General features: G+C 41.4%; 21 protein-coding genes, 7 tRNA genes and 1 pseudogene. 14 read left to right on the top strand and 15 right to left on the bottom strand.

The window, feature by feature from the left end; genetic code table 11:
- Nucleotides 1-33: 33 nt before the first annotated feature.
- Nucleotides 34-1278, top strand: coding sequence for an NADH:flavin oxidoreductase/NADH oxidase family protein (locus tag F986_RS08485; RefSeq protein WP_004694034.1), 1245 nt, complete (start codon nt 34-36; stop codon nt 1276-1278).
- A gap of 7 nt (nt 1279-1285) precedes the next feature.
- Here the strand turns inward: F986_RS08485 and F986_RS08480 are convergent, their stop codons facing one another.
- On the bottom strand, nt 1286-1951 hold the full coding sequence (locus tag F986_RS08480; RefSeq protein WP_004694032.1) for a glutathione binding-like protein: 666 nt from the start codon (nt 1949-1951) through the stop codon (nt 1286-1288).
- 65 nt (nt 1952-2016) lie between these two features.
- Between F986_RS08480 and F986_RS08475 the strand changes: the two genes are divergently transcribed.
- Nucleotides 2017-2625 carry a YiiX family permuted papain-like enzyme gene (locus F986_RS08475; RefSeq protein WP_004694031.1) on the top strand — a complete coding sequence of 203 codons (609 nt, stop codon included), beginning with the start codon at nt 2017-2019 and terminating at the stop codon, nt 2623-2625.
- Nucleotides 2626-2701: 76 nt separating this feature from the next.
- On the opposite strand, the gene F986_RS08470 is transcribed toward F986_RS08475, so the two are convergent.
- The 12 genes from F986_RS08470 to pyrC form a co-directional block, all read right to left on the bottom strand.
- A tRNA-Glu gene (locus tag F986_RS08470) sits at nt 2702-2777 on the bottom strand.
- A 47-nt stretch (nt 2778-2824) separates the two neighbouring features.
- Nucleotides 2825-2900 (bottom strand) — tRNA-Glu (locus F986_RS08465).
- Between the two features lie 24 nt (nt 2901-2924).
- Nucleotides 2925-3000 (bottom strand) — tRNA-Glu (locus F986_RS08460).
- Between the two features lie 24 nt (nt 3001-3024).
- Nucleotides 3025-3100 (bottom strand) — tRNA-Glu (locus tag F986_RS08455).
- 132 nt (nt 3101-3232) lie between these two features.
- Nucleotides 3233-4138: an alpha/beta fold hydrolase domain-containing protein gene (locus F986_RS08450; RefSeq protein ID WP_026056442.1), complete on the bottom strand. Its 906-nt coding sequence runs from the start codon at nt 4136-4138 to the stop codon at nt 3233-3235.
- Between the two features lie 80 nt (nt 4139-4218).
- On the bottom strand, nt 4219-5631 hold the full coding sequence (locus F986_RS08445; protein ID WP_004694026.1) for an amino acid permease: 1413 nt from the start codon (nt 5629-5631) through the stop codon (nt 4219-4221).
- Nucleotides 5632-5740: 109 nt separating this feature from the next.
- Nucleotides 5741-5816, bottom strand: a tRNA-Glu gene (locus F986_RS08440).
- 175 nt (nt 5817-5991) lie between these two features.
- On the bottom strand, nt 5992-7422 hold the full coding sequence (locus F986_RS08435) for an amino acid permease (protein ID WP_004694024.1): 1431 nt from the start codon (nt 7420-7422) through the stop codon (nt 5992-5994).
- A gap of 125 nt (nt 7423-7547) precedes the next feature.
- Nucleotides 7548-7700, bottom strand: a complete 153-nt coding sequence (locus F986_RS18400; protein ID WP_004694022.1) for a hypothetical protein — start codon at nt 7698-7700, stop codon at nt 7548-7550.
- 125 nt (nt 7701-7825) lie between these two features.
- Nucleotides 7826-7901, bottom strand: a tRNA-Glu gene (locus F986_RS08430).
- A 20-nt stretch (nt 7902-7921) separates the two neighbouring features.
- Nucleotides 7922-8581 (bottom strand): ribonuclease T, encoded by a 660-nt coding sequence (rnt, locus tag F986_RS08425; RefSeq protein ID WP_080593174.1) that lies wholly within the window; start codon nt 8579-8581, stop codon nt 7922-7924.
- Entirely contained in the window at nt 8566-9600 is a 1035-nt protein-coding gene (gene pyrC / locus F986_RS08420) for a dihydroorotase (RefSeq protein ID WP_010326368.1), read from the bottom strand. The genes rnt and pyrC overlap by 16 nt, the downstream gene beginning before the upstream one ends.
- Before the next feature lie 151 nt (nt 9601-9751).
- Here pyrC and F986_RS08415 point away from each other — a divergent pair, with 151 nt between their 5' ends.
- Nucleotides 9752-11014: a GGDEF domain-containing protein gene (locus tag F986_RS08415; protein ID WP_004694015.1), complete on the top strand. Its 1263-nt coding sequence runs from the start codon at nt 9752-9754 to the stop codon at nt 11012-11014.
- A gap of 56 nt (nt 11015-11070) precedes the next feature.
- Here the strand turns inward: F986_RS08415 and argG are convergent, their stop codons facing one another.
- A complete protein-coding gene (gene argG, locus F986_RS08410) occupies nt 11071-12414 on the bottom strand; it encodes an argininosuccinate synthase (RefSeq protein WP_004694013.1) in 1344 nt (447 codons plus the stop codon).
- Nucleotides 12415-13029: 615 nt separating this feature from the next.
- On the opposite strand from argG, the gene lldP reads away from it, so the two are divergent.
- The 11 genes from lldP to F986_RS08350 all read left to right on the top strand — a co-directional run bounded on the left by lldP (nt 13030) and on the right by F986_RS08350 (nt 25473).
- Entirely contained in the window at nt 13030-14697 is a 1668-nt protein-coding gene (lldP, locus tag F986_RS08405; RefSeq protein WP_171057618.1) for an L-lactate permease, read from the top strand.
- Nucleotides 14698-14729: 32 nt separating this feature from the next.
- A complete protein-coding gene (gene lldR, locus F986_RS08400) occupies nt 14730-15473 on the top strand; it encodes a transcriptional regulator LldR (RefSeq protein WP_004694009.1) in 744 nt (247 codons plus the stop codon).
- A 2-nt stretch (nt 15474-15475) separates the two neighbouring features.
- Nucleotides 15476-16630 (top strand): FMN-dependent L-lactate dehydrogenase LldD, encoded by a 1155-nt coding sequence (lldD, locus tag F986_RS08395; protein WP_004694007.1) that lies wholly within the window; start codon nt 15476-15478, stop codon nt 16628-16630.
- Between the two features lie 332 nt (nt 16631-16962).
- The gene (gene dld / locus F986_RS08390; protein WP_004694004.1) at nt 16963-18660 is read left to right on the top strand and encodes a D-lactate dehydrogenase; all 1698 of its coding nucleotides are present in this window, start codon (nt 16963-16965) and stop codon (nt 18658-18660) included.
- Between the two features lie 190 nt (nt 18661-18850).
- Nucleotides 18851-20887 (top strand): NADPH-dependent 2,4-dienoyl-CoA reductase, encoded by a 2037-nt coding sequence (locus F986_RS08385; protein WP_004694003.1) that lies wholly within the window; start codon nt 18851-18853, stop codon nt 20885-20887.
- 87 nt (nt 20888-20974) lie between these two features.
- A tRNA-Ser gene (locus F986_RS08380) sits at nt 20975-21065 on the top strand.
- 419 nt (nt 21066-21484) lie between these two features.
- Nucleotides 21485-22114: a LysR family transcriptional regulator gene (locus F986_RS18695; RefSeq protein ID WP_080593173.1), complete on the top strand. Its 630-nt coding sequence runs from the start codon at nt 21485-21487 to the stop codon at nt 22112-22114.
- Complete coding sequence (locus tag F986_RS18690; RefSeq protein ID WP_080593172.1) at nt 22072-22431, top strand: LysR substrate-binding domain-containing protein; 360 nt, start codon at nt 22072-22074, stop codon at nt 22429-22431. Before F986_RS18695 ends, F986_RS18690 begins: the two co-directional genes overlap by 43 nt.
- Before the next feature lie 372 nt (nt 22432-22803).
- The gene (locus F986_RS08360) at nt 22804-23556 is read left to right on the top strand and encodes a TorF family putative porin (RefSeq protein ID WP_004693997.1); all 753 of its coding nucleotides are present in this window, start codon (nt 22804-22806) and stop codon (nt 23554-23556) included.
- A 333-nt stretch (nt 23557-23889) separates the two neighbouring features.
- Nucleotides 23890-25149 carry a Zn-dependent hydrolase gene (locus F986_RS08355; RefSeq protein ID WP_004693995.1) on the top strand — a complete coding sequence of 420 codons (1260 nt, stop codon included), beginning with the start codon at nt 23890-23892 and terminating at the stop codon, nt 25147-25149.
- Nucleotides 25150-25230: 81 nt separating this feature from the next.
- A complete protein-coding gene (locus tag F986_RS08350; protein WP_004693994.1) occupies nt 25231-25473 on the top strand; it encodes a hypothetical protein in 243 nt (80 codons plus the stop codon).
- Here the strand turns inward: F986_RS08350 and F986_RS17850 are convergent.
- Nucleotides 25441-25652: pseudogene (locus tag F986_RS17850) on the bottom strand (IS5/IS1182 family transposase); the annotation flags it as partial. The gene F986_RS08350 and the pseudogene F986_RS17850 overlap by 33 nt on opposite strands.

Raw genomic sequence — 25652 nt, 5'->3', positions numbered from 1 at the left:
AAAACACTAAAAAATATTAAAGGATGAATTTTCATGAGCCAGCTTGCAAGCGCAATCGACATTGGGCAGGTCCATTTTAAAAATAAGATGATTAAAGGGGCGATGAGTGAAGCACTCGCCAATCATGCCGGCCAGCCGAATCATTTGCACTTAGGCTTGTATGAGGCTTGGGCAAAAGGAGGCCTAGGCTGCGCCATTACAGGCAATGTGATGGTGGACTTCCGAGCTAAAAATGAGCCAGGCGTGGTGGTGATTGAAACCGAGCGTGACTTAGAACCACTAAAACAATGGGCTACGATTGGTAAAAAACATGGCATGGTGCAATTGGTACAGTTGTCACATCCAGGCCGTCAATGTCCTAAGGGTTTAAATAAGGAAACGGTTGCACCTTCAGCAGTACCGTTTAGTCCCGCTTTATCAATGAGTTTTGGAACGCCGCGAGCGCTTCGTGAAGATGAAATCCTTGATATTATCCAGCGCTTTGCAACTTCAGCTGCCATTTGTGAGAAAGCAGGCTTTGAAGGCGTGCAATTACATGGTGCGCATGGTTATCTTATCAGTCAGTTTTTATCGCCGTTGACCAATAAACGCCAAGATCAATGGGGTGGCTCTGCTGAAAACCGTATGCGTTTTTTATTGGAAATTTATAAAGCGGTACGTGCGGCAACGTCAGAGCAGTTTATTATTTCGGTCAAACTTAATTCAGCAGATTTTCAGCGTGGTGGAATCTCGGAAGAAGATGTCATTGCGACATTTAAAGCTATTGATGCGGCCGGGATTGATTTGATTGAGATTTCAGGGGGCAGCTATGAAGCACCTGCGATGGCAGGGGTGAAGCAAGAAAAACGTAAGGCATCGACTATTGCACGTGAGGCTTACTTCTTAGAGTTTGCTGAAAAAATTCGTGAACAAGTCCAGTGTAAGTTGATGGTGACTGGCGGTTTTCGTACTGCTGCGGGTATGAACGCAGCCTTAGAAAGTGGCGCGTGTGACTTTATTGGGATGGCGCGTCCATTTGCGGTAGAACCCGACGTGACCAATCGTTTAATTGCAGGGCAAGATGTACGTTATGCAGTCGATAAGATCAAAACAGGCATTTCAATGATCGATAAAATGGCGATTATGGAAGTGATCTGGTATGCCGCGCAATTTAAGGATATCGCAGAAGGTAAACAACCAAATCCGAAACTATCCCCGCTCAAAGTATTTTTTAATTATTTAAAAGGGAATGTGAAGGCGGTGATTAAAGGGCAAGTCAACTCTAGAAAGTCTGCCTAAGTAGAACCTACTGTGTGATAGACCAATAGTGTTCAAAATAAGAAGCAGACCATTGCCCGCATGTCATAGCAGCATTAAAGGCAGGTCTGCTTTGTATTTGAGTGAAATAGTGTTGAATAGACTGATACTGAGCAAACTGCGGAGTGGCATAACTGGCTGCATAGAGTGGAAACCACATCAAGATATCCGCATAACTAAACACATCGCCTGCAAAGTATGAATGCGTGCTTAAGTGGGTATTAATTTCTTTAAGTTGCCGATGTAGCTCAGGGTTTAAATAAGCACGATTGAACGCGCTTTGAAAGGCCAAACTCACAAAACGTACAAGCAAAGTTGTTTGTTGTTTAATGTGTTGGAAAACTTGTTTCAATGCCAAGTTAGGCATGAGACTGGCATCGCTATAATGGCTATAAAAACAGAAGTTCCAATACTGTGTATGCTTATGAGGAATAATCAACTTCTGGCACAGTTGGCATAGGTATTCTACGATTGCGCTGCTTTCCGTAAGTCGTATCGTCTGAGTATCATGTGGAATGTCGAGCGTTGGAAATTTCAGATTCGTTTGTCTAGCTTGTGTTGCATCATACAGCTTGAGCTCATAAGACAGCTCAAGTTCCTCAAGTAACCAAAGAATACGCTGTGAACGTGAGTTTTGAAGATGATGTAAGATCATAAATATTTTATAGTTTTAAAAATGATAGGTCGTATCTATAAAAAGAAGAATAAAGGAAATCTAGGATGAAAAGTAGAAATGTTGTGATTTTAAGTGCTGTTTTACTGTTGGTAAGTCCTCAGCTGCTATGGGCGAATATGTCCTATCAAACGGGCGATATTATTTTTCACGTCTCGAAGTCGCAACAAAGTTTAGGGATACAAAAAGCGACCAAGTCTCGTTATAGCCATATGGGTTTAATTGTTAATAAAGATGGAAAAGCATGGGTTTTAGAGGCAGTTCAGCCTGTGAAATATACGGCACTTCAGCAGTGGATTGATCGCGGGGTTGAGCGGCATTATGTGGTGAAGCGCTTTAAAACGAATTTGACTGTTCAGCAAAAGCAGCAACTGATCAAGAACGCAGAACAATACTTAGGCCAGCCTTATGATCTTTATTTTGAGTGGGACAATCGTGCTTTATATTGCTCAGAAATAGTCTGGAAGGCCTATCATGATGCTTTGGGTATTGAGTTGACTCCGTTATCCAAACTGGAGCAATTTGATTTAAGGTCGTCTGAAGTCAAGCAACTCATGCAACAGCGATATGGGCAGAACATTCCCTTGAATGAAACTGTGATTGCACCACAGGCTATTTTTGCCTCGACCGCTTTAATTGAAGTTGATCGTAAATAGGCAGGCAATAAAAAAACCCAAGTCATAATGCTTGGGCTTTTTTATGAGATAACTTTAGAAAAATCAATCTCAAATATGGCGTCCCTACGGGGATTCGAACCCCGGTTACCGCCGTGAAAGGGCGATGTCCTAGGCCTCTAGACGATAGGGACAGTACAGAAGTGATGTTTTAAAACCGATTACTTTTGATCTTAAGTAATGGCGTCCCTACGGGGATTCGAACCCCGGTTACCGCCGTGAAAGGGCGATGTCCTAGGCCTCTAGACGATAGGGACTTAATAAAACTTTACTTCTGAAATTGGCGTCCCTACGGGGATTCGAACCCCGGTTACCGCCGTGAAAGGGCGATGTCCTAGGCCTCTAGACGATAGGGACTTAATAAAACTTTACTTCTGAAATTGGCGTCCCTACGGGGATTCGAACCCCGGTTACCGCCGTGAAAGGGCGATGTCCTAGGCCTCTAGACGATAGGGACGTTTCAGAGGTGGGCGTATATTAGGGCGAAAATAGAGGGGTGTCAAACGCTTTTCTCTAAATAATTCTAGTTTTAAGTGTTGAGTGCATAAATTTAAAACAATCTAGATAAAATGATTAAAAATCATATGATTTAAGCCGATTTTTTAAGCAACTTAAGCAAGTTGTTGATGAACTCGGGATGGCGTAAATAGCCTTCGATCAGATGAGGATGAGCAAGATCAGTGGTGATTTGCTTGTTGATAATGGCGGGAGTAAAAGCAAACGGTTTTTGGTTCAGTGGAAAAGCACTCAGAAAATCGGCATCTGAATAAAAATTGATCCAATCGCCACATAAAGCTGCAGGCCGTTGAATAGGTTGCTGTAAATGGCACTGAATAACACGAAAGGCAAGTGGTGAACCGAGGGTAATCAGTGTTTGAATCTTAAGTTCAGGGTGTTGAATTAAATAATTATAGGCAATCACGCTGCCTAGAGAGTGGGCAATCACAATTTTGGGTTTCGTACCGTGTAAGTGCTCATGCAGACGCGTATGCACGGTGTGGATGAAGTGTGGATTGGATAAATATAGATACGCTTCCATCAAAAAACGATGAATAAAGCTGCTATGTAACTCCGGAAAGTGATTGATTAAACTGGCTAAATCACGTAAAGCCAGATCTTTGCCGAGGAGGCTGATGTATTTAATTTTATTATTGAATGAGAGTTCATCTGAAATTGTGAGCTGAGGGTTTTTAGAAATTTCAGCTTGATGTTCGATATTGGGTGCAGCGGTGTGCGTCAGGTGAATAGGATGCAAAAAGGAAAAAGGAGACCAATGTTGTGGCATGAGGGTGCTGGCGTTGAGGGTGTTTTCTAAATGCTGACGTGTTAGGAGATCTCCGTAAAAGGCCAGCCGACTGTGCCGCTGAAGATAAGGAAGGTCATCTGCACGGCCAAGTTTACTCAGTACCTGTTGTAAGATCACAAGCCAATGTTGAAGCAGGGTACGCGCAGTCTTGTGCTGCTGATTCATCCCATGAATCCATACAATATTCATCAGGCATGCACCGATGATGTACTTGATAAAAACAGTATAAAAAAAAGAGCGACCGAAGTCGCTCTTTTTAACAATACGGATTAAGTTTTCTTGTGATAAAAGGTGTAATAACTCGCATAACATACTGCAATAAACAGTAAACAACCAAAGAAGCTAATACGCATACTTGGATCAAACACCATGCTGACGCAGGTGATAAAGCAGAAGATAAAGCCAAGGATTGGCACAATAGGAAACAGCGGCGCTGCAAAACCTAATTCTTCTTTTTTACGTCCTTGTTTATACCATTGGCGACGGAAGTTAAATTGGCTTAAGCAAATACTCATCCAAACGACGACCATGGTAAACGCTGCTATACCCAGTAAATTGGTAAAAATGGCTTCAGGTGCAAACTGCTCAGACAGTAAACCCGGCATACCGCCAATCATGGTCACGGTGACTGCCACATAAGGGACACCACGTGCATTGATTTTTGAGAAGACTGCTGGTAATTGCTTTTGGTAAGACAGCGACCACATCATACGTGAAGCAGCAAATAGTCCAGAGTTCGCAGCAGATAGCAACGCAGTGATAATCACAAAACGGATGATATCTTCAGCATAAGGAATGCCAATATGTTGGAATACGGTCACAAATGGACTGCTACTCACGCCTTCAGCCGCTAAACCTGCCTCTTGATGCGGAAGGAGTGAAGTCACGACCAAGATGGTACCCACAAAGAAAATCAATAAGCGAAAAATCGCAGTATTGATGGCTTTGGGTACATTCTTAGCAGGATCTTTGGTTTCACCCGCAGCAACACCAATCAGCTCTGTACCAGAAAATGCAAAGTTCACGATCAACATGGTGGTAAAGATAGGGAACAAGCCTTCTGGGAACCAACCCTGAGCCGTTAAGTTGCTAAATAAAGGTGCAGCTTCATAGCCTCTGTAGCCAATCACGCCAAAAATAGCGAGTAGGCCCAGTAAAATAAAAATAACAACGGTGATAACTTTGACTAAAGCCAACCAAAACTCAGATTCTGCGAACCATTTGGTCGAGATCATATTTAAACTAAATACAAAAGCACCAAAAATTAGGGTCCACATCCACATTGAACTATCTGGAAACCACTCCTGCATGAGCAGTGCGGCAGCTGTAAACTCGGTTCCTAGCGTGACGGACCACGTCAGCCAGTACAGCCATGTGATGGTATAACCTGTACCTGGTCCGATGTAGCGTTTGGCATAAGCGCCAAATGAGCCAGACTCAGGCATATGAACAGCAAGTTCCCCTAAACACAGCATGACCATATATGCAATGATCCCGCCGAGGAAATAAGAAATAATGGCACCTACAGGCCCCGTTTGTGCAATGACTTCACCCGACCCTAAAAATAGGCCAGTCCCGATTGCGCCACCAAGCGAAATCATAACCAGATGTCGAGTACTCATAGCGCGTTTTAAAGGCGCAGAATTGCCCTGATGCGAAGCATCATTCGGAGATGAGTGCATAAGCGTTAATAAGTTCAGGAATGAAGCGGGCTATTGTAGTGAAAAACTGCAAATCTGCAATGAAATAATAATAATTATGAATAAGTGTTGATCGGATAAGATCAAGATATGGCGTCCCTACGGGGATTCGAACCCCGGTTACCGCCGTGAAAGGGCGATGTCCTAGGCCTCTAGACGATAGGGACGTTGCGAGGTGATGCGTATATTAAGGATTAAAGGCCTATTTGTCAAAAGGGTTTTTGCTCTGTAATGGTTGAAAGTTCAAACATTAGGCAAAACAAGTAATTAAATTGAATGAATTTTTTATTGTTGCAAAAGTGAGCTCAAAAAATAAGCTTGAGCTCACTTTGCTGAAGATGCTTAGTTCTTATTGTGATAGAGCCAATAGTAACTGGCATAGCAAGCGGCCATAAAGAGCAAGCAGCCAATAAAACCTGAAAGCATTTCAGGGTCGGCCGCCATACTTAAGCCTGTTGCTGTACAGCAAATAAAACCTAGGATCGGAACCAACGGATACCAAGGGGTACGGAATTTTAATTCCGATAAAGCATGGCCTTGCTTTAACCATTGGCGACGAAAGTTAAACTGACTCCAGCAAATACTCATCCAGACAATCACCATGGTAAAAGCTGCAATACCCATTAAGTTCTTAAAAATGACATCTGCACCAAATTGCTCAGAGAGTAAGCCCGGCAAGCCACCAATCATGGTGACCCAAATGGCAATATAAGGCACCCCAGATTTACTCACTTTAGCAAAAAGCTTGGGCAATTGGTTTTGTGAGGACAGGGCCCACATCATGCGTGATGCTGCATATAAGCCTGAGTTCGCGGTTGATAATAATGCCGTGATAATCACAAAACGGATAAAGTCTTCAGCATAGGGAATGCCCATTTGGGTGAATACAGTTACAAACGGGCTGCTGCTTAAGCCGCCATGTCCGCCCACTTGTAAACCTGTGTTGGTGTAGCTGAGCAGGGAACTAATGACAATGATAGTACCAACAAAGAAAATAATCAGGCGCCAAACCGCGGCATGAATGGCTTTGGGTACATTTTTTTCTGGGTTTTCAGTTTCACCTGCGGCAATACCAATCATTTCTGTGCCATTAAAAGCGAAATTCACAATTAATAAGGTGGTAAACAACGGAATAAGACCATTCGGTAGCCAGCCTTGCGCAGTCAAGTTGTTGAATAAGGGTGCAGACTCATCCCCCTGAAAAGGGATGATACCGAAAATACAGGCAAAGCCTAAAAGAATAAAAATGAGTACAGTTGCGACTTTGATCATGGACAGCCAAAACTCAGACTCTGCAAAAGCTCGGGTTGAACTGAGGTTTGAAATCAGTACGCCACTGGCAAAGATTAACGTCCATAACCAGATCGACGTTTGTGGGAACCATTCCTGTACCAAAATGGCTGCTGCGGTAAATTCGGTGCCGAGTGTTGCCGACCAGCCGAGCCAATACATCCACGACACCATATAGCCTGTGCCAGGGCCAATATAACGTGTTGCAAAGGCACCAAATGAACCAGAAACAGGTAAATGTACTGCAAGCTCGCCGAGGCAAAGCATGACCATATATGCGATCAACCCGCCAATAATATAAGCCAGTACAGCACCGAGAGGGCCTGCCTGAGAGATCACTTCGCCTGAGCCCATGAACAGGCCTGTGCCAATGGCACCACCAAGCGATAACATGATCAGGTGGCGTGTGCTCATGGCACGTTTTAATGAGGTATTTTGCGGTGAATCAGTTGAGGATTGCGAAGGCGGCGTTGCAGATTGCATAGAAAATCAAACAATGGGCTTAAAGTTATATTCTAGTTTTTAATAAGATGAAAAATCACGTGAATTGAAATTTTCTGATGAACTATCGGTATCAATTTAAAAAACAAATGCTTAAAGACTATCTTTTAGTGGTCAGGTGTTGGGTAAGAAGGGCTGTTTTCAGCACTTGAGTGGATTTCTTGTGCAACAGGGGCTTGTTTGGTGCCTTGTTGGACAAACCATAGATAAAAAATAGAAGGTGCTAGAATCAATAAAAAGATTAAAAATTTCTTAAACATAACAATCAACCTTGAAAAACACGAAGCATCGTATAACGAGCGCATGGTTAAAATTGAAATGAAATATCGGTGTTCAATTAGAACCGATTAAATGAAAAGTGGTGTTTTCTAGAAATAGAATAAGATGGCGTCCCTACGGGGATTCGAACCCCGGTTACCGCCGTGAAAGGGCGATGTCCTAGGCCTCTAGACGATAGGGACGTTGCGAGGATGGCGGTATCTTATTGATCCGCCACCAGAGTGTCAAGTAGGTGCGGCGCGAGTTTGTTCAAAATATAACAGAACAGTTCAGCGGTCTTTTGAGTGTCGTATAAAGCCGAGTGGGCCTCTCTACCATCGAACTCAATCCCTGCTTGAATACATGACTTCGCAAGAACGGTTTGACCAAACATCACAGCACTTAAGGTGACGGTGTCAAATACAGAAAAACTGTGAAATGGGTTTTGATTTTTAGTCCCTGTACGTGCAATCGCTGCCTGTACAAAGCCTAAATCAAAGTGGGCGTTATGACCGACCAAGACCGCATGTGTACAGTTCTGTTGGCGACGGACTTCATTGACGGCTTTAAAAATACGTTTTAATGCTGTTTTTTCGTCTTCAGCCATAGCTATGCGCATGGGGTTAAAGGGATCAATACCAATAAAGTCCAATGAGCGACGGTCTAGATTTGCACCTTCAAAGGGGTTGATATGCGCATGATGTGCAGGACCCGGTACAAATTGACCTTCTTCATTATAAATAATCGGAATTGCGGCAATTTCCAATAAGGCATCGGTCTGTGCATTAAAACCTGCTGTTTCGACATCGACAACAACAGGTAGAAAACCACGGAAACGCTGACCAATTATTGGCAATGTTTCATTTGTCACACTTTTCTCCATTGAATGGTTTTACCCGCATACAGCGGAATAATTTGTTCACCATCCAAATAGTCTAAACTCTCAGGGATGACTTGGTCTTCTTTTACGAGTGTAATTGTTGAAGTATTGCGCGGTAGACCGTAGAAGTCTGCACCAAAGTGGCTGGCAAAACCTTCAAGGCGTTCAAGTTTACCCACTTGATCGAATGCTTGAGCATAAAGTTCAATTGCCGTTGGTGCGCTGTAGCAGCCTGCACATCCACATGCATTTTCTTTGGCATTTTTAGAGTGTGGTGCACTGTCTGTGCCTAAGAAAAACTTAGGGTTGGCACTGGTTGCAACTTCGAGCAAAGTTTGCTGATGGGTTTGACGTTTTAAAATGGGTAAACAATAGAAGTGCGGTTTAATGCCACCAACCAACATATCATTACGGTTAAACAGTAAATGCTGTGGAGTAATGGTTGCAGCCACATTGCGGTCTTGCTCTAAAACAAAGTTAGCCGCTTCACTGGTTGTAATGTGTTCTAAAACCAATTTTAGTTTTGGAAATTGTTTTAGCAACGGAGAAAGAACTTCGTCTAAGAAGCGCTTTTCACGGTCGAAAATATCAACATGATTGTGTGTGACTTCACCATGCAACAGTAATGGAACCTGATGTTCTTCAAGTTGCTCAATAACGGCATAGACTTTACGAATATCGCTTACACCATTGTCTGAGTTGGTGGTCGCGCCAGCAGGGTAGAGTTTAATGGCATTTACAAACTCAGAATTTTTAATTTTCTTGACTTCTTCAGGCGAAGTTGTGTCAGTAAAATACAATACCATGCGTGGGTCGAAGGCATTGCCTTCTGGTACATGCGCCATGATGCGTTCACGGTACGCATTCGCTTCCTCAACCGTTTTAACAGGCGGTACTGTATTTGGCATACAAATAGCGCGTGAAAACTGTTGGGCTAAATCGGGAACCGTACGTTGTAATGCAAGACCATCACGAAGGTGAGCGTGCCAATCATCTGGCTGGAGAATCGTAATCGTATTCAAGGCGATTTCTGTCAAAGAAATAAAACAGATGATAATGCATATGCGCCAAAAATGGTAATGACAAATAAAGGCATCTTGTCTGATTATTATGATTTATCTTTGTAATTTTGTGTTATTTTTAGGCAACTACAAGAATTAAATCTGGTCTGGTATGGAATATAAATACAACCTCGCCAAACTTCAGTACGATAAAGAAAAAATGGAAGAGCTGATTACACGACACAACCGTCGTATTGGTCAGGTTTTTCCTCAGAAATTAGAACAAGAGTTTTGGCGATTAAACTTAGAGCGCGCGCGTCGCAATATTAATGACTTTCTTTGGTCTGGTGTTTTGGCTTATTTTATTTTCGCCATTTTGACGATTCCGGGGGATTACTGGATTATTGAACAGTCTCACTTTAAACAAGATTTTATTCATTGCTTGCTGGGGCTGTTAAATGGTGCGGTTTGTCTTTTGTTTCTTTATATTTTTTCACATTTTGTCAAACTGAAGCCTTTTTTTGCCTATGCCGCCATGTTTGCGGTGTTTTGGGCTGTGGTCTCGACGACTTGGTTAACCATGTCAGTACATACCGAAGCTTTGCGCCATCAAGCAATGATGATCATTTGCATGATTTATGTCTTGGGGTATTTGCTGACTGGGGTAAAACCAGGATATGTTTTTATGACTGGTATGGCAGCCGCTGGGGTTTCATTTTTAGTCCTGATTTCAACGCTGGTCAAGTTTGATGCGATCGTGATGGGGCGTGTGATGTTTGGTAGCTGTTTGCTGGGTTTTATCATCAGTCGTATGATTTACGCCCGCGAGCGCATCATTTTTTTAAATATTCGTCGCGCTAAAATTAGTGAAAAAATACATCGAATTCATACCTCAGAATTGCTGCATTTGAGTCAGAATGATGAGCTGACGAAGATCTCAAATCGGCGTAATTTTGATGAAATGATGGATACTTATTATGAGCAATCACGTCAGGATGAAACACCCTTGTCGATTTTGTTTATCGATGTTGATTTCTTCAAAAAATATAACGACTGTTATGGTCACCAAAAGGGTGATGATGTGATTTCATCGATTGCAAAATCTATTAAAAATGCGATTCGGCATATGGATTTTGTGGCGCGTTATGGCGGCGAAGAGTTTGTGGTGTTATTACCTGAAACCGATGCACATGGTGCTTATGCGGTGGCTTCGAATATTTACCGAGCGATTGAGCGGTTGGAAATTCCGCATGAAATGTCTGAAGTGTCTCCATTTGTCACCATTAGTTTAGGGATTACAGTCTTTAAAGGCGAGGTGGATTTGAGCAAAGTCGAGTTGCTGGGTATCGCAGATCAGGCGTTATACCGTGCCAAGCAATTGGGGCGTAATCAGATTTATTATCAGCCTTTAACCACATCGACGTGTATAGAATGAATCGCTAAAATAAAAAAAACCGCTCTTATGAGCGGTTTTTTTGACATTCAACAAACTTATTTGTTTTTGTCTTTTAACTGTGGAACAGCAGAACCAGTACCTACAGCTAATAAACCAGTATTGGTATAAATACCAAGTTTTGCACGAGTATCGGTAATGTCCAAGTTACGCATAGTTAACTGACCAATACGGTCCATTGGCGTAAACATTGAATCACCTTTCTCCATCGTCAAACGCTCAGCTTCATAAGTGAGGTTTTCAGACTCAGTATTCATGATGGTGTAGTCATTACCACGACGTAGTTCTAAAGTCACAGTACCAGTGATGGCTTTCGCAACCCAACGTTGCGCAGTTTCACGAAGCATTAATGCTTGAGAGTCGAACCAGCGACCTTGGTAAAGTAAACGACCTAAACGTAGACCATTAATACGGTACTGTTCAATCGTGTCTTCGTTATGAATACCTGTAACCAAGCGTTCATAAGCAATATGTAGCAGTGCCATACCTGGTGCTTCATAAATACCGCGAGATTTTGCTTCAATAATACGGTTTTCGATTTGGTCAGACATACCTAGACCATGACGACCACCAATACGGTTGGCTTCAAGGATGAATTCAACAGGGTCTTCGATACGTTGACCATTGATTGCAACAGGGAAGCCTTCTTCAAAAGTAATCGATACTTCTTCAGCTTTAACTTCTACGTCGTCTTTCCAGAATGCAACGCCCATGATTGGGTCAACAATTTTGATCCCTGCGTTGAGATATTCAAGATCTTTTGCTTCGTGTGTCGCACCCAACATGTTTGAGTCAGTTGAGTAAGCTTTTTCTTTTGACATTTTGTAGTCAAAGCCGTTGTCGATCAAGAATTGCGACATTTCAGCACGGCCACCTAATTCATCAATAAACGTTTGGTCTAACCAAGGCTTATAGATTTTAAGTGCAGGGTTGGTCAACAAACCATAACGGTAGAAACGTTCAATATCGTTTCCTTTATACGTTGAACCATCACCCCAGATGTTGACATCATCTTCTTTCATTGCGGTAACAAGCATAGTCCCTGTTACTGCACGACCCAACGGTGTCGTGTTGAAATACGGTACACCGCCAGTTGAAATGTGGAACGCACCACATTGAATCGCAGCAATACCTTCAAGTGCAAGCTGTAAACGGCAGTCAACTAAGCGAGCTTTTACTGCGCCATACGCTTCCGCTTTTTTTGGAATCGCATCGTAGTCGTCTTCATCAGGCTGACCTAAGTTTGCTGTATAAGCATAAGGTTCTGCGCCTTTTTGTTTCATCCACAAAAGTGCAGCTGAAGTATCTAGACCACCAGAGAAGGCAATACCAACTTTTTTGCCAACTGGGACATTCTGCAAGATAGTTGCATTATCAGTCATTGTTAATCCTAACGATATAAATATAGGCACCGAGAATGGGTGGCCTGAAAGAATACATATGTTCGCGATTGTAGCACTTTTCCAAATGGTTTTTCTAAAAAATCATAGGGCTTTAAAAATATTAAGGCTCATGTGCATATCGATACTGTTGAAAAAAATCTGGATAAAATCGGTTTCTATATTGTGTGCTCAATTTTTGTCTTTTTAGAAGATGTTTAGGCTGTAAATTAATCAGAAAAGTGGTGAAGTTGGTTTGGTTTTAAATTGGTATTACCAATATTGTGTGATTTTTCCATTTTTTGAGTATTAAGCTGGATGATTATTTTTTATATTATTAGACTAAAGTCTATAATTGGCATTATTTTCATAAAAATATAAGTAAAAACAATAATATGAATTTGATTGAAATATGATCTAGTTTATAAAGGTGGCTCATATTGGTCATACCAATATTAACTTTTAATTGAAGTTTTACTTCATTTTAAATCAAAATAAGCCAAGTATAAGTCATTATTGGTTTGTTTCTCTTTACGGTTGCTCATATTGGTCTGTCCAATATTGGTAAAAGTACCAATAATATGCTCAAAATTAAATCTTAGTAAGCATTTCAAGGAGATGACAATGCTTCAATGGCAGCAAATGTATGACCCGATGGGGAATATTTGGATTTCAAGTCTAATAGCACTGATTCCGATTATCTTCTTCTTTTTGGCGCTCGCGGTATTTCGTTTAAAAGGCAGTGTGGCAGGTACGATTACCGTTGTACTTGCACTTCTTGTCTCTTTATTTGCCTATAAGATGCCGGTGCTGATGGCATTTGCATCGATGGCTTATGGTTTCCTCTACGGTTTATGGCCGATTGCATGGATCATTATTGGTGCTGTATTTCTGTATAAAATTTCAGTGAAGACAGGCCAGTTCGACATCATTCGTTCTTCTATTCTCTCAATTACTGAAGATCAGCGTTTACAAATGCTGTTAGTGGGTTTTGCTTTCGGTACCTTCTTAGAGGGTGCGGCAGGCTTTGGTGCTCCTGTGGCAATTACCGCTGCGCTATTAGTCGGTTTGGGCTTTAAACCTTTATATGCAGCAGGTCTGTGTCTAATCGTAAACACTGCACCTGTGGCTTTTGGTGCAATGGGTATTCCAATTATTGTTGCTGGACAAGTCTCTGGTGTCGATACGATGGAAATCAGCCAAATGGTTGGCCGTCAGCTACCATTTATGGTGCCAATCGTATTGTTCTGGATTATGGCGATTATGGATGGCTGGCGCGGTGTTAAAGAAACATGGCCAGCAGTTGTTGTGGGTGCAAGTAGCTTTGCAATTGCACAATACTTAACTTCTAACTTTGTCGGTCCAGAATTACCTGATATTACGGCTGCAATTGCATCCCTGATCTCTTTAACAATTTTGTTTAAATATTGGCAGCCGAAGCACATTTTCCGTTTTGCAGATCAAGATGCAACGATGAATGAAGATGTGGCTGCACAAAAACAGCAAAAATACACTGTAGGACAAATTGCAAAAGCATGGTCTCCATTCGCGATTTTAACCGTGATGGTGACGATCTGGAGTGTGAAACCGTTTAAGGATTTATTTGCCAAAGATGGTGCATTGCATGATCTCGTGATTTCAATCAAAGTGCCATTTTTGCATCAAATGATTCAAAAAATGCCGCCTGTAGTTGCTGAAATTAAAGATTATGACGCGATTTATAAGTTTGATTGGATTTCAGCAACAGGAACTGCGATCTTTATTGCAGCATTGATTACCATTGCCTATTTGAAGATGAAACCGAAAGATGCTGTGGTAACTTTTGGTGAAACCCTGAATGAGTTAAAAGTTCCAATTTATTCAATTGGTATGGTGTTGTCTTTTGCTTTTATCGCAAACTATTCGGGCATGTCTTCGACCTTGGCTTTGGCCCTTGCACATACAGGTTCGGCATTTACGTTCTTCTCACCTTTCTTGGGTTGGTTGGGTGTATTCCTCACGGGTTCAGATACTTCTGCCAATGCACTGTTTTCAGCGCTTCAAGCCACCACAGCTCAGCAAATTGGTGTGCCAGAAGTTTTACTGGTGGCAGCCAATACCAGTGGTGGTGTGACTGGTAAGATGATTTCACCTCAATCGATTGCGATTGCGTGTGCGGCGGTAGGACTGGTTGGTAAAGAGTCTGATTTATTCCGTTTTACCTTAAAACACAGTATAACGTTCACAATTATGATGGGTATTATGATTACTCTACAAGCCTATGTGTTCCCATGGATGATTCCATAACACAAATTGTGTATCAACGTTAAGGAAAGCAGATGAAAGTCTCCGATAAAGCTGTACAAAGCCTGCGTGTATTGATTGAACAAAGCAATATGCAAGTTGGAGACCGTCTGCCTGCTGAAAGAAAACTGTGTGAACAGCTTCAAGTCTCTCGCTCTTCTTTAAGAGAGGCCATTTCGCAGTTGACCAGCATGGGTATGTTGGTCAGCAAAGTAGGGGCGGGGACTTTTTTAAAACAATTACCAGCAACTTGGTCCAGTTATCAAATCGTACAACCGATTAGTAATTTGATGAGTGAAGATCCTGCCTACCGATTTGATGTGCAAGAGGCGCGCATTATTTTAGAAGGTGGAACAACTTGGTATGCAGCACAACGCGCAACTCAAGAAGATCTGGTGAACATCCGACATCATTATGATCAGATTAACCATTTTCAAGCTTTGGGGAATGATGACGAAGCGGCTCGTGCAGATGCGAAATTTCATTTAGCGATTGCTGAAGCCTCTCATAATTTGGTCTTGATTCAGATGATGCGTGGTCTGTTCGATTTGTTGCAGTTCAACGTCGCTTTGGGACGTCGAAAAGTCTATAGCGAAGCACACCGTTTTGATCAATTGCATGATCAGCACTTTCAAGTCATGAATGCAATTGAACGTCGTGATCCAGAAGCTGCACGTAAAGCAGTCTGTGGACACATTGAGTTTGTAGTACAACAGGTGCGAATGATTGATGAGGAAGAAGCTCGTCGTCAGCGCGCCAGTCGATTAAACAGGATATAAGCATGATTATTTCTTCTGCCAATGACTACCGTGAAGCGGCACGACGTCGTTTACCGCCATTTTTATTCCATTACATCGATGGTGGTGCGTATGCAGAATATACCCTGAAGCGTAATGTAGAAGATTTATCAAAAATTGCTTTGCGCCAGCGTGTACTGAACGACATGTCACAGTTAAGTTTAGAGACCAAACTGTTTGATGAAACTTTGTCGATGCCTGTTGCATTATCTCCTGTGGGTTTAACAGGCATGTATGCACGCCGCGGTGAAGTTCAAGCTGCGGTCGCTGCAGATAAAAAGGGTATTCCGTTTACACTGTCTACTGTTTCAGTGTGTCCAATTGAAGAAGTTGCACCTGCGATTCAACGTCCAATGTGGTTCCAGCTCTATGTACTACGTGACCGTGGTTTCATGAAAAATGCCTTGGAACGTGCTAAAGCGGCAGGTTGTTCAACCTTGGTATTTACCGTGGATATGCCTGTTCCGGGCGCGCGTTACCGTGATGCTCACTCAGGTATGAGTGGCCCAAATGCAGCAATGCGTCGTTATATGCAGTCATGTTTCCACCCACACTGGGCGTGGAATGTCGGCATGATGGGACGTCCGCATGACTTGGGCAATATTTCTAAATATTTAGGGAAACCGACAGGTCTAGAAGATTATATTGGTTGGCTAGGTTCTAACTTCGATCCGTCTATTTCGTGGAAAGACCTTGAGTGGATTCGTGAGTTTTGGGATGGCCCAATGGTCATTAAAGGAATTCTGGACCCTGAAGATGCCAAAGATGCAGTGCGTTTCGGTGCAGATGGGATTGTGGTTTCAAACCATGGTGGTCGTCAGCTCGATGGCGTTTTATCTTCTGCACGCGCACTTCCACCAATTGCAGATGCAGTCAAGGGTGATATTAAAATCCTCGCGGATTCGGGTATTCGTAATGGTTTAGACGTGGTACGTATGCTGGCTTTGGGTGCGGACACGTGTATGCTCGGTCGTGCCTTTGTTTATGCTTTAGGTGCGGCAGGCGGTGAGGGTGTTTCAAATCTGCTTGATTTAATTGATAAAGAAATGCGTGTGGCAATGACTTTAACAGGTGCAAAAACCATTGCTGATATTACTTCAGATTGTTTGGTGAAGTTAGAGAAAGAATTAGCTGAGTAAGTTTTTAATAATTTCTATTGTATGAAAATGGATAGTGTGAAGTTGTTTTAATTCACAATGTAAATCTCCCCTAACCCCTCTTTATAAAAGAGGGGAATGTTGCAAATTAATTGATTGTAAAATTTGCAATATTCTCCCTTTGTAAATGGAGGGGCTTGTTTTTACTTGAATTGATCTAGGTAAAAGAAAAGTCCGCCTTTGGAAAAGGGGGGATATAGGGGGATTTCAAATATGGAATTTATCTTTGCACTTTGAATTCGAATATAAGAAGTTAAATAAATGAATAAATAAACATTATTCCTTAATTAAAATTTGGAATAGGAAAACTCCTTATGCAAACTCAATTATCTCCACAGCAAACTATTCAAAAACTCATCACTATTGTGGGTAAACAACACGTTTTAACTGACGATAAAGACACACGTTTATACCGCCAAGGTCGTCGTTACGGTGCAGGGAAAGTACTGGCTGTTGTTGCACCAGGGTCATTACTGGAACAGTGGCAAGTATTGCAAGCGGCTGTTGATGCAGATTGTATTGTGATTATGCAAGCAGCCAATACAGGTTTGACCGGTGGTTCAACGCCTTTTGGCGATGATTATGACCGTCCTGTGGTTCTGATCAGCACGCGTCGTTTGGTTGGCATTCAGGTCATTAATGACGGGCAGCAAGTGATTTGTCTACCCGGTGCAACACTAGATCGACTTGAAAAAGAATTGGTGCCATTTAATCGGGAGCCACACTCGGTGATTGGTTCATCGTGTATTGGTGCTTCGGTTTTAGGTGGTGTCTGTAATAATTCGGGCGGTGCTTTGGTGCGCCGTGGTCCTGCTTATACTGAGCTGGCATTGTACGCTCGTGTCAATGATGATGGTCAGTTAGAGTTGGTGAATCATCTAGGGGTAAATCTTGGAGAAACACCTGAAGAAATTCTAAGCAAGCTTGAAACGAAAAATTATCAAATCGGCGATATTATCAATAACGCAGGTTGCTGCGCATCGGACCATCGTTATGGACATGATGTTAAACAAGTTGATGAAAATACGCCTGCACGTTTTAATGCCGATCCATCTCGTTTATATGAAGCATCGGGTTCTGCAGGTAAAGTGTGTGTTTTTGCCGTACGTTTAGATACCTTTGAAAAAATTCCAAGTCAGGTGTTCTACGTGGGTACAAACTCACATGATGATTTGACGACAATTCGCCGTTTTTTATTGAAAGATTTGCCGCGATTACCGATTGCAGGGGAATACATTCACCGAGTAGCTTATGACATTGGGGCGGAGTACGGCAAAGACACTTTTATGTTCATTGAAAAACTCGGTACAGCCAAAGTACCTGCTGCATTTGCAATGAAAGATAAGGTCGACGCGTACTTAGAAAAATTTGGTATGAAAGGACTGTCAGATAAAGTTTTACAGCTGGTGACCAAATTTTTGCCCAATCATTTACCGAAACGGATGAATGCTTTCCGTGATCTATATGAACATCACTTGGTTATTCGGATTGAAAATCAAGATGTCGAGCAAGTTGAAAGCTTTTTAAAACGTTATTTTCAAGATAAAACCTCAGGTGATTTTTTCCACTGTACCGAGGAAGAAGGACGTAAAGCATTTTTACATCGCTTTGCCGTTGCAGGTGCAGCAATTCGCTATCGGGATACGCACCGTTCAGAAGTTGAAGATATTGTGGCTCTGGATATCGCATTGCGTCGGAATGATCGAGAGTGGGTGGAAACCCTACCCAAAGAGATGGATGATCTGATTGTTCATAAACTCTATTATGGTCACTTTTTATGTCATGTGTTTCATCAGGACTATATTGTGAAAAAAGGCGTGGATCCTTTGGCGATGGAACATCAAATGTGGCATTTACTGGATGCTCGTGGGGCAGAATACCCAGCTGAGCATAATGTCGGACATTTATATGTAGCAAAACCTGCGCTACGAACACATTATGAAAAGCTTGATCCAACCAATAGTTTTAATGTAGGTATTGGACAAACCAGTAAGTTGAAGCATTGGCAGTAAAGGATATTGGTCTAAAAAAACTAAACCAGTGACGGCAACATCACTGGTTTTTTTATTGCCCTATGTTTTTGAGAGCTCAGCTGAATTGACCGGAGATACCAAGAATTTTTTATAAATTGTCATCCCAATATTTTAAAAAACAGCTAAAGTAGTATGCAACAAGTTGCAAAGCCAAAGATAAGGATTCATGATGACAACCAATAGCTATGCACATATTTTAAAACCCTTGCATTTGGGTTTTACCACCATTAAAAACCGTGTGGTGATGGGCTCCATGCATACGGGCTTGGAAGATCGTTTTTATAATTATCCAAAATTGGCAGCATACTTCGGTGAGCGTGCTAAAGGTGGTGTTGGTCTGATCATTACAGGCGGGATTTCTCCAAACCGTCAAGGTTGGCTTCTTCCTGCGGGCGGGACGATGAATACGCTGGGGGATATTGCTCCGCATCGTTTAGTGACCCATGCAGTACATAAACATGGCGCAAAAATTTTAATGCAAATTTTGCATGCTGGACGTTATGGCTACCAACCTTTTGTTGTTTCTGCCAGCCCAATCAAGTCGCCGATTTCGCCTTTTAAACCGCGTCAAATGTCTGAAAAACAAATCTTGAATACCATTGATGACTACGTCAACTGTGCAAGTCTTGCAAAAAAGGCGGGCTATGACGGTGTAGAAATTATGGGTTCAGAAGGTTATTTACTGAATCAATTCTTAAGCCGTCATGTGAACCAACGTGAAGACCGTTGGGGTGGGCCGATTGAAAACCGTATGCGTTTTGCGGTCGAAATTGTCAAAGGGATACGTGCACAAGTCGGCGAGAAATTTATTATTTGCTTCCGTTTGTCATTGCTCGATTTGGTGCATGATGGCAATACCATGCAAGAAGTGGTTACGATTGCGCAAGCACTAGAAAAAGCAGGCATTACCTTATTGAATACAGGAATTGGCTGGCATGAAGCGCGGATTCCGACCATTGTGACTTCGGTACCACGTGCTGCTTTTGTTGACTATACTGCGGAAGTGAAAAAGCACGTGGCTGTGCCAGTGATTGCTTCAAACCGCATTAATATGCCAGACACGGCAGAAGAGATTTTGGCATCGGGCAAAGCTGATATGGTGCAAATGGCACGTCCATTATTGGCCGATGCTTTTTGGGTGAATAAAACAGCGACCAATCGTGTCGATGAAATCAATACGTGTATCGCCTGTAACCAAGCATGTTTGGATCATACTTTTAAAAACCAACGTGCTACTTGTTTAGTCAACCCGCGTGCGGCGTTTGAAACTGAGTTGGTTTATTTGAAAGCGAAACAACCGAAACGAGTTGCGGTTGTTGGTGGTGGCGTCGCAGGTATGTCAGCCGCGACGGTTGCAGCCAGTCGTGGACACCAAGTGACTCTGTTTGAAGCAAGTCATGAGGTTGGTGGACAGTTCAACTTGGCAAAAGTTGTACCCGGTAAAGAAGAGTTTCATGAAACCATTCGCTATTTCAAAGTACAGATTGAAAAAACTGGCGTCGACTTACGTTTAAACACCAAGGTGAATCGTGAGCAGCTTGAGCGTGAAGGCTTTGAAGAAATTATTATTGCAACAGGCGTTGTGCCACGCGCATTACGTATCGAAGGGAGTGATTCACCGCAAGTCTTGTCTTATGCAGAAGTGTTACGCGGCGCACCTGTCGGTCGAAAGGTTGCAGTGATTGGTGCTGGAGGGATTGGTTTTGATGTGTCTGAGTATTTATTGAAACCAGAGCATCAACCTCAGCCACAACCGCTTGCAGATTGGCAACGTGAGTGGGGTGTAGATCCAAACCCGAATTATGTCTCTGAAGGAGGCACGCAGGCCGCAGAAGTTCATCCGCCTGTTCGTGAGATTTATTTATTACAACGTAAAACCTCTGCACTTGGAGCTGGTTTGGGCAAAACTTCGGGCTGGGTACACCGTGCACAGTTGAAAAAGCATGCAGTACGTATGTTACGTGGGGTTCAGTACAAAGCTGTGACTGATGAAGGGCTTTGGGTGGATATGGCAGGACAAGATCAATTGCTACGTGTTGATACCATCGTTGTGTGTGCAGGACAGGAGTCTGTGAAGGATCTGATGCCAAGTGCTGAGCAAAATACACTAGCGAATTATCACATTATTGGTGGTGCTAAACTGGCTGCTGAGCTAGATGCGAAGCGTGCAATTCGTGAAGGTGCTGAAATCGCTTCGAAATTATAAACTTTTGATGAAACAATATGCAGTTGATTGCTTTGATGGTAAGTTTTACTTGTCATCAAAACAAAAGCTCCGTATGATGGCGCACATGGAAGCGTGGCAGAGCGGTTTAATGCACCGGTCTTGAAAACCGACGAGGGCTTATACCCCTCCGTGAGTTCGAATCTCACCGCTTCCGCCAAATTTGAAAAGCCCTCTGTAGTTATAAGGGGCTTTTTTATTTGTTGTTTTCCTCACAAGCTAATCCATATTACTAATAAAAATCTAGAGCTGTGATCTAAAGATGCAACCTAATAAGAGGCAGACGGTATTATTAAGGTCAATATAATTGGCTCTGATTGTGTACGTCCAAATGACTCTCGTCTATGAACATAAAAAAGGGCAAATTTTGCATAGCCTTGTTTTTCTGCAAAGTGGACGAATACTTCAACGCCCTTTTAAGAGCTTCTTTGAAAAACAATGGGATTCAAAATTCTCTAGAAACTGGTTTATACAATGCACTGGGAAAAACTGGCATCCAGTGCAAGCAAAATAAAAAATTAGATTTTTGTATTTTTGATATGATCAAAATGAAGTTTATGAAATCGCAGAAGATGAGGTATGGGTATGAGACCAAATGTATTACTAGACAAATGTAATTGGTCTTTGCTTCGTATCTTCCGTGTGATTGTTCAAGAAGGCAGTTTGAACAAAGCCGCAATTAAGTTATTTTTAACCCAATCAGCCATTAGTCAAAGTTTAAAAAGACTGGAGGAGCAGATTGGTGAAACATTGATTATTCGAACGGGGGGGAAATTCTATTTAACCGCGACTGGAGAGATTGTATTTGAAGCAAGTATGATGATTTATAGTCAATTAATGGATTATGAGGAACGGTTAAATACAGAGAAAAATAGCTTATCTGGTACGATTAAACTTTTGGTTCTAAGTCGTATTGAGTCCACACGTTACGACCAATTACTACATGATTTTCATCAAAAATACCCATTGGTAGATTTCCAAGTGGATGTTTTGAAAAGTAAAGAAATCCAACAGTTATTGTTGCAAAAAATCCCAGCACTTGGGATTGGAATTAATCAGTCACAGCATTCGAAATTAAAGTATCAAACTTTAATTAATCAAAAATATGCATTATTTTGCAGTGATAAACACTCACTTTATACGAAGATGTTCAAAGTGTTGAACAAATTAAAGGTCATGGATTTATTTCTTTTCAGAGTGAGCAATTAAATGATCCATCATCGCCATTAAATGAAGTTAGAGAAATTATTTTAAAAAATAATCGATTATTTGTCACGACAAATAATATGGATGAAGTAATTCGATTTATTCAAAATGGTATTGGTATAGGTTTATTACCAAAAAACATTATTGAGAAAAGCAGTAAATATCATTTATTTAAACAACTTCCACCTTTTCCTCACGTTTCTATTATCCCTATTTCATTAGCATGGCATAAAGATCGTGAGTTATCTTTACTGGAACAGTATTTTATAAATGATCTCAGAAGTGTATTTAATGTAAATCATTCAAAGAATAATGAATAAGAGAGTTCGACGCAGATTTGAATATATATCTTTTACGTAGGCAAAATCAGATTCTTGATAGCAAGAAAATTACTGTTTTAGTGATCAAATTTTTTTTATCCAAGAAACAGGGTTTAAGATGTGAAAAACGATCAAGTGATAGTGGCAGATTAAGCACTATTTGTGGTTTTATCACCTAAAAAATAATAAGAATTTATGTGTATTTGTACTAAGTTTAGCTAGCTGTATTTTCTCTTGTTGTATGAAAAAAGCTTGAGTATTGAGCGGAATGGTTCCTTCCGATTTCCAAGAATTGGTTCTATGTTTTTGTAAAAAAAGAACAACAATAAAAATGCAACAATAAAAATCATGGAATTGATGGGAAACAACACGATGAAAAACAAGCTGGTCTATGCTTTATTGGCAACACTCGCCATTTCTTATGCACACGCAGAAACGACTGAAGAATCAAGCCTCTTTAACGGTTTCTCTACAAGCGGGAGCGTCGCTTTTTTAACGGATTATTATTCGCGAGGTTATTCGCAAACGGAAGGCGATCCAGCAGTACAAGGGTTTTTAAGAGTTGATCATGATTCAGGCTTATATGCACAACTTTTTGCTTCAAACAGTGAACTTGATATTGGCAGTAGCATAGAGCTAGATTATTACTTGGGCTATGACTATCTCGTGAATGATCGATTTAAATTGAATGTTCAATATGCTGATATTAATTATCCAGGCGCAGACAAGTTTTTACCCGATACTGATTATGAAGAATATTCTGTTGCTGCAACGGGAACGGGTTTGTTAAGTGCTGAAGATACATTGAATTTTACTTTTTATTATTCTCCAGAATATTTTTTCCAAACTGGAAAAATGCTTCGATATGAAACCACTTACAATTATCCATTTGCTGAAAAGTGGACTGCATATGCGCAAGTCGGTTACAACCAGTTTTCAAGTCATGCCGCTTATGATGTTTTATGGGCACCAGATCAAGAAGATTCATATTATGACTATAAAGTAGGCGGAAATTATAATTACAATGACTTTATTTTTGATCTGTATTATGTCGATTCGAATATTAATAAAGCATTATCCAGTGCAGATGATGCTGTCATTTTTAGTTTAACAAAGGCTTTTTAAGGGCTGTTTTTTTATTCGTTGGTTTTGAAACTTAGAAAAGTATAAAAGGGATTACTTTAGAGCATTAGGGTAATCCTTTTTTTTAGAGAAAATCTTTTATAGAAGGCAATTTAAAAATGTCATGCCCAGCATGTGTTTAGGATTGAAGTGCTTATATTTTAAGGTGATTAGGAAAGCGATTAGGTCGTGAGTTATAGGGTATAAGTTTTACTAATACGGTAGTTTAAAATTTATCACTTGTTGGTGTTGTCCTTTTTTTTTAGAGTGAATTTACAGAATGAGGTGTTACTCAACTCCCCATAAAAGTATTTCTAAAATGGATGTTGCTAAGAAATGAAAGCGAATGCGGAACGATTGTGGCAAATGCTAATGGAAATGGCAAAAATTGGCGCAACAGATAAAGGCGGAAACACACGGTTAGCTTTATCTGATGAAGATGTTGCTGGGCGCTCTTTGCTGATTGAATGGGCAAAAAAGATTAATCTTTCAATCCATTATGATGAAATTGGTAACTTGATTTTAAGACGCGCAGGGCTTTCGACGACGGCATTACCTATCGTTATGGGGAGTCATTTAGATACCCAGCCCAAAGGTGGACGTTTCGATGGCATTTATGGTGTTTTGTCGGGCATGGAAGTGTTACAGCGTTTGACGGAAGAAGGCATCCATACCCACCATCCTTTGGAAGTGGTGGTGTGGACCAATGAAGAAGGTGCACGTTTTACTCCAGCGATGATGGGTTCTGCGGTATTTACTGTGCTTTTACCGAAGCAAAAAGTCTATGAGAGTACAGATAAACAGGGTATTTCGGTTTATTCAGAATTGGTCCGTACAGGCCAACTAGGAGAAACACCTTTAGCGCGTCCATTTAAAGCATATTACGAAGCACATATTGAGCAAGGTCCTGTGTTGGAACAGAGCCAAGTTGCGATTGGGGTCGTTACGGGTGGACAAGCCATTTTATGGTTAGATGTTGAAACCAAAGGTAAAGCGGCACATGCAGGCACAACACCAATGCATATGCGTAAAGATACCATGGTGGGTTCGGCGGCGATGATTGTGGAATTAGAACACAATGTCCGTAAGCGCTTTCCAGAGGGCTTGGTCACCTTTGGTGAAATGCAAGTAGCAAACTCTTCACGTAATACCATTCCAGGTCAAATTCAATGGACCATTGATTTGCGCAATCCGAATGATGCTGCACTGAAAGATATGGAAGTCGAGACACGCAAGATTTTGCAAACACTGGCAGAGCAGCATGATTTAGACATTAGTATTTCACAGCATTGGTTAAGCCCTGCGACTTATTTCGATAAGGCATGTGTCGAGACAGTACAACAAGCTGTAGATACGCTGGGCTATTCAAATCAGACCATTGTAAGTGGCGCAGGACATGATGCCATTAACATTGCAAAGCATTGTCCAACGACGATGATTTTTATTCCATGTATTGATGGTTTAAGTCATAACGAGGCGGAAGATGTGTATGCATGTGATGCTGCACAAGGTGCCGATGTGCTTTTGAATGCCATTTTAAATTATGATGCCATGCAGGCGAAGACATCAGAAACTCAGTGTGCTCAAGCAGTTTAAAAGACTATTGAGATTGATGAATAAACCGTAAAATGCCGCCTCCAGGATTGGTGTGTGGCGAAGTGTTAAGGAAGGACAAAAATGAATTCTAAATTACCAGTAAATGTTGATATTCAAGATATTTGGCAAAAAGACAAAGACCATGTGATTCACCCATGGACAGATTTCACCACATTTAAAGAAGAAGGTTCTTTAATTATGTCAAAAGGTGAAAATGTCTTTGTTTATGATGTTTATGGGGCTTTGTTGCACAAAGTTTTGAAATGCAAAGCGCCCCGAATTGAGCCAAATTTAAGGCGTAACTTGGGTAAGTGGTCGACCTAATTCCGTAAATCTGTTAAGGACTGCTACACGTGCATGGATCTCATTGACTTGGCTATCAAAACTCCTTGCACTGAGTTTATCTCCTAATAATTTGATGCAATGCATCTTAGTTTCAACCAAACTTCGCCGATGATAGCCTGACCATTTTTTCCATAGTGTCCTGCCTAAACGTTTAATTG

The sequence above is a fragment of the Acinetobacter johnsonii CIP 64.6 genome (assembly GCF_000368045.1).
GTDB lineage: Bacteria > Pseudomonadota > Gammaproteobacteria > Pseudomonadales > Moraxellaceae > Acinetobacter > Acinetobacter johnsonii.
The sequence above is the reverse complement of the archived record's forward strand: the minus strand, read 5'-3'. Positions and strand labels throughout refer to the sequence as shown.

What these genes read in the sequence shown, in the direction of transcription:
- F986_RS08485 (WP_004694034.1), top strand. Translation starts at nt 34, where the DNA reads ATGAGCCAGCTTGCAAGCGCAATCGACATTGGGCAGGTCCATTTTAAA.
- F986_RS08480 (WP_004694032.1), bottom strand. Translation starts at nt 1,951, where the DNA reads ATGATCTTACATCATCTTCAAAACTCACGTTCACAGCGTATTCTTTGG.
- F986_RS08475 (WP_004694031.1), top strand. Translation starts at nt 2,017, where the DNA reads ATGAAAAGTAGAAATGTTGTGATTTTAAGTGCTGTTTTACTGTTGGTA.
- F986_RS08450 (WP_026056442.1), bottom strand. Translation starts at nt 4,138, where the DNA reads ATGAATATTGTATGGATTCATGGGATGAATCAGCAGCACAAGACTGCG.
- F986_RS08445 (WP_004694026.1), bottom strand. Translation starts at nt 5,631, where the DNA reads ATGCACTCATCTCCGAATGATGCTTCGCATCAGGGCAATTCTGCGCCT.
- F986_RS08435 (WP_004694024.1), bottom strand. Translation starts at nt 7,422, where the DNA reads ATGCAATCTGCAACGCCGCCTTCGCAATCCTCAACTGATTCACCGCAA.
- F986_RS18400 (WP_004694022.1), bottom strand. Translation starts at nt 7,700, where the DNA reads ATGTTTAAGAAATTTTTAATCTTTTTATTGATTCTAGCACCTTCTATT.
- rnt (WP_080593174.1), bottom strand. Translation starts at nt 8,581, where the DNA reads ATGGAGAAAAGTGTGACAAATGAAACATTGCCAATAATTGGTCAGCGT.
- F986_RS08415 (WP_004694015.1), top strand. Translation starts at nt 9,752, where the DNA reads ATGGAATATAAATACAACCTCGCCAAACTTCAGTACGATAAAGAAAAA.
- argG (WP_004694013.1), bottom strand. Translation starts at nt 12,414, where the DNA reads ATGACTGATAATGCAACTATCTTGCAGAATGTCCCAGTTGGCAAAAAA.
- lldP (WP_171057618.1), top strand. Translation starts at nt 13,030, where the DNA reads ATGACAATGCTTCAATGGCAGCAAATGTATGACCCGATGGGGAATATT.
- lldR (WP_004694009.1), top strand. Translation starts at nt 14,730, where the DNA reads ATGAAAGTCTCCGATAAAGCTGTACAAAGCCTGCGTGTATTGATTGAA.
- lldD (WP_004694007.1), top strand. Translation starts at nt 15,476, where the DNA reads ATGATTATTTCTTCTGCCAATGACTACCGTGAAGCGGCACGACGTCGT.
- dld (WP_004694004.1), top strand. Translation starts at nt 16,963, where the DNA reads ATGCAAACTCAATTATCTCCACAGCAAACTATTCAAAAACTCATCACT.
- F986_RS08385 (WP_004694003.1), top strand. Translation starts at nt 18,851, where the DNA reads ATGACAACCAATAGCTATGCACATATTTTAAAACCCTTGCATTTGGGT.
- F986_RS18695 (WP_080593173.1), top strand. Translation starts at nt 21,485, where the DNA reads ATGGGTATGAGACCAAATGTATTACTAGACAAATGTAATTGGTCTTTG.
- F986_RS08360 (WP_004693997.1), top strand. Translation starts at nt 22,804, where the DNA reads ATGAAAAACAAGCTGGTCTATGCTTTATTGGCAACACTCGCCATTTCT.
- F986_RS08355 (WP_004693995.1), top strand. Translation starts at nt 23,890, where the DNA reads ATGAAAGCGAATGCGGAACGATTGTGGCAAATGCTAATGGAAATGGCA.
- F986_RS08350 (WP_004693994.1), top strand. Translation starts at nt 25,231, where the DNA reads ATGAATTCTAAATTACCAGTAAATGTTGATATTCAAGATATTTGGCAA.